This window comes from Parabacteroides caecihominis (genome assembly GCF_023656785.1).
GTDB lineage: Bacteria > Bacteroidota > Bacteroidia > Bacteroidales > Tannerellaceae > Parabacteroides > Parabacteroides segnis.
The window spans coordinates 1-3,969 of record NZ_JAMOKS010000083.1; the positions used below are offsets into that span (position 1 = coordinate 1).

The window sequence follows — 3,969 nt, forward strand, 5'->3', positions numbered from 1 at the left end:
ACCACCCACGCCCACGCCTTGCTGCGTGTCACCGCCAAGTGGCTGCGCGACGTTCCGCCGAACACGGACGACTTCTTTTTCACCCTCCGCGGCATCCCCGCGGCGGCAGGCTTCGACATCGCCACCCGTGTCAACACCTCTATCACCGGCCTCGTCGGCGAAGAATGGATATATCCCATCCCCCGGATGGACGAAACAACCCTCTGTACCCAGTACACAAAAGCCTCGATGCGCCCGAACCGCACCGTCACAGGCGATCTGATGACATACCGTTACACCGACAACACCCAGCTGCTCTTCCGCATCCGGGCAGGCGACCGCCCCCTGATCCGCGAAGTGAACCTGACGGAGTTTTTCCGTGCCATGAGCGTCCCTTTCACCCGCAACATCCGGCAGGAATTCTCCATCATCATCACCATCGACGGCAACGACATCTCCGTCTCCTTCACCGGAGTCAGTGACTGGGAAGACGGGGGAACGATCGGAGGAACGATGTAATAATTGAAAATTAAAGAGAAAAGAGATATGGAAGAAAAGAAATATGATATAGAAAGATTTGAACTATTTATGGTGTCTTTTAAAACGAGGCTCGCCTCGTGCCGCAGGCTCTCTTTTGCCGTTGGTTTCAACCAACGGTTCTAAATACAGGAGGCAAAGCCTCTTCTTCTGTGGGATTTATCCCCTTTCATAATATGATACCAGATAAAGGGGTTGAAACCCACAGAGGAATCCGGTAAAACCGGAAGATTTATCTATCCGTCAGTTGAAACTGACGGCAAAAGAGAGCCTGCGGCATGGGGCAAAGCCCCATTAAAGAGATACAAGTAGTTCATATCTGATAAATAGTGAATTATTAATTAACTAAATAAACACTCAGTATTAATTATTAAACAAATTGTGTTATGAAAACAAAGTATTTTATGTTTGCGTTGGCAGCCCTTTTATTGGCGGGCTGCTCGGACGATGAGATCGACAGTGGCGACGGAAGCGGCCTGAAACCCGAAGCGGGCAAGACGGCTTTCGGCTTTGCCCTGAAAGATTTTGCCAAAGGGAGTGTTCCCCTGAGCAAAGCGGACCCCGACCCACTGGATAAGTTGCCGGCTTCGGTGGCCGAATCGACCATCGACAGCCTCTCTATCTATGTATTCGACCAGCATGCGGATACTCCCTACGACTCGACGACGACCGTCTTTGCCGAAGAATTCAAGATCGGCGAAAACCAGCTGACCGCTACCGGCGCCGACAAGACAGCTTCCATCCAACTGAACGGCACAGGCAAAAAGAAAATCTATTTCATCGCCAACGCCATCGGCCAGCACGACATGGACCGTCTGAAACTGGGTGAGACCACCGAAGCGCAGTTCCTGGCGATGAAGACAAACGTCCTCACCACCGCCGACCAATTGGCCTGCCCGCTGATTATGACGGCTATCGACTCGGTGCAGATACTCGATGCAGACGATACCGCCACACCGGAAGTCACCGGCTACACCATCAAACAGGGTACGACCGTTGCCAGCCGCGCCATCACCCTCAAACGTATCGTCTCCCGCTTCGACATCGAAAACTATGCCGAAACGAGCGACCTAGTGATCGAAGGTATCGTGCTCAACAAGATACACCCTTCCGCCCTGATCAATAAGGTGAATAACTTCAAGGCAACGAAAAACGCCGAATACCTCTACTCGGGCGACACCCGGCTGGAAGAGATGCAGCAGTTCGACTTCACCCGCTACCCGAACGCCAACAACGGCCGCGTGGCAAGCGCATTCTATCTCTACCCCGATATGAACAACGGCAAAGCACCTGAAACGGGCGAAGGCGACGATGCCGACCGCTTCTACCTCACCCTCTACGGCAAGACCAGAAAGACAGGGGCCAAGGTAGTCTACAACGTCTATATGTATGAAGACAATAGCAAGACAGGCACCACCGCCGGCGCCTCCCCCATCATCGTAAAACCCAACAACCAGTATCTGATCAAGATCAACGACCTCGATCCTACCCGCCTCAGTGCCACCATCACCGTCGAAGACTGGCTGATCGGCGACACCATCTCCTACGAAATGTCGCTGGGTAGCATCGCCCTGAGCTGTGTGGAATTTACGCTGACAGAAGTCATTACCGACGGTTCGGGCCAACTGCTCACCCTCCCCGCCGCCCGTGCCGACGGTAACGGCCGCCCGGTGAACGTAGCCGTCGACGCCATCAGCGAATGGGAACTGGCAAAAGGCTATAACGCCGCCTGGATCGACACGACAACCAATATCGACCCGGCAGACCTCCCGGTCGGAACCCTCGCCACCGTACTTCCGCAAACGGCGAACCCTTACAAAAACGAACGCCGCGGAACACTGGTATTCCGCAACGTGCAACGCCCGTCCATCATGCAGACACTGGTGGTCGTACAGAAAGGAAACGCGGCAGCCGCTGTCCCGGTAGCCATCGGCAAGCTGAGTGCCACCGGGGATTATACCGTCGTAAACCGTCCGACCGACGGGACTACCGATGCCGTTGGGGTAACCGAAAAGACCGATACCCTAATGCTGGCCGCTACCGGCGGCGGCAATCCGACGCTTCTGGCGAATACCGAATACAAGGATATCGTAATCGGCGTTGACAGTTGCGGTGATAAGACAACCTCCATCCAACAGGAATGGGCCATCCGCATCGACGTGATCGACTCCACCTGGATACATGTCACCGACCAGCCGGGACTGAACCAACACGGCAAGAGCTTTAAGTTCGACCTCCTGGCCAACGACACCACCCTGGCACGTACCGGCAGCATCCGCCTGTATGACCGCCAGGATGCCACCATCTACCGCGACCTGGTGATCGTGCAGGCGGGCAAGGGCGGCACGGGTGAGATCGTCAAAGTGGAAGACCGTACCGCCGACGACTTTACCGACCTGGAAGCAGCCACCGGAGAAACCCCGCAGCATTACGACTACACGCTGGGCATCCCGGTGAATAAGACGACCGGCAAACCCTATCAGATCAAGCTGACTACCAACGCCGCCTGGTCGATCGACGACCTGGGCGACACCGCCTACCGCAACTGGCTGAAAGCCTATGCCCTCGACGGCACCAACAAACGCATCATGAGCGGCACGGGCGACGCCGTGATCGAGATCGGCACCACGCTCAACGACAGTGCCAGCGTACGTACGGGATTCGTCACCCTCCGTCTGGCTACGGGAGTGAAAGTGATCAAGGTTACACAGGAGGCTTCCGTCCCGGTAATCACGCTCGACGACCGCCATATCACCGACGGCCATATCGACTTCCCCGCCGTGAAAGCCGACGCCAGCGCCATCTACGAAGCCGCCCAGTTCATCACCAACGACAACTGGACGGTAAAGGCTTTCGTCAATGACGCCGACGGAAACGCGACAGCCGTCGAAGCCGACTGGCTGACATTCAGCAACAGCAAAGACGCCACCGATACAGCCCTCACAGGCGGTTTAGGCAGCATGGTGCTCAAAATCACTGCCAAACCCCAGGAAGAAACCGGCGGTGCCGGTACAGGCGCCGCCGCCCGCAGCGCCACGGTAACGATCACCTGCGAACACCCGACGACACCTGCCGGTTCGGATAATCCGGCCATCACACTGGATATTTACCAGGCAGGGATTGAAGCGAATCCGTAACGACAACTATTTTTATGGGGCTTTGCCCCATGCCGTAGGCTCTCTTTTGGAGGTTGTGTCAAAACGCTGGCACAACCTTTTTTTATGCACAAAACCCAGACTTTCACAAGCCCGGGCTTTGTTATTACCCAAAGTTTTTGTATCTTTAGACATAAAGTTTTTCATTATGGCAAAGTTACATTTTCGTCCTTATATTCCCAACCAAACAGTTCTTTTTCCCGGCAGAATTGATGAAAACATAGCAGCGAACGATCCGGTCCGTGTGGTCAATACTGTTGTTGATAATCTCAATCTTGACAATTTCAAGAAGCTTTAT

Annotated in this window: 1 protein-coding gene and 1 pseudogene; both read left to right on the forward strand. The window is 54.6% G+C overall.

What is annotated here, in order from left to right:
- Positions 1-498, forward strand: a pseudogene (locus NBH14_RS28560) (hypothetical protein); the annotation flags it as partial.
- A 404-nt stretch (positions 499-902) separates the two neighbouring features.
- Positions 903-3,653 (forward strand): fimbrial protein, encoded by a 2,751-nt coding sequence (locus tag NBH14_RS28565; RefSeq protein WP_186962091.1) that lies wholly within the window; start codon positions 903-905, stop codon positions 3,651-3,653.
- Positions 3,654-3,969 lie beyond the last annotated feature (316 nt).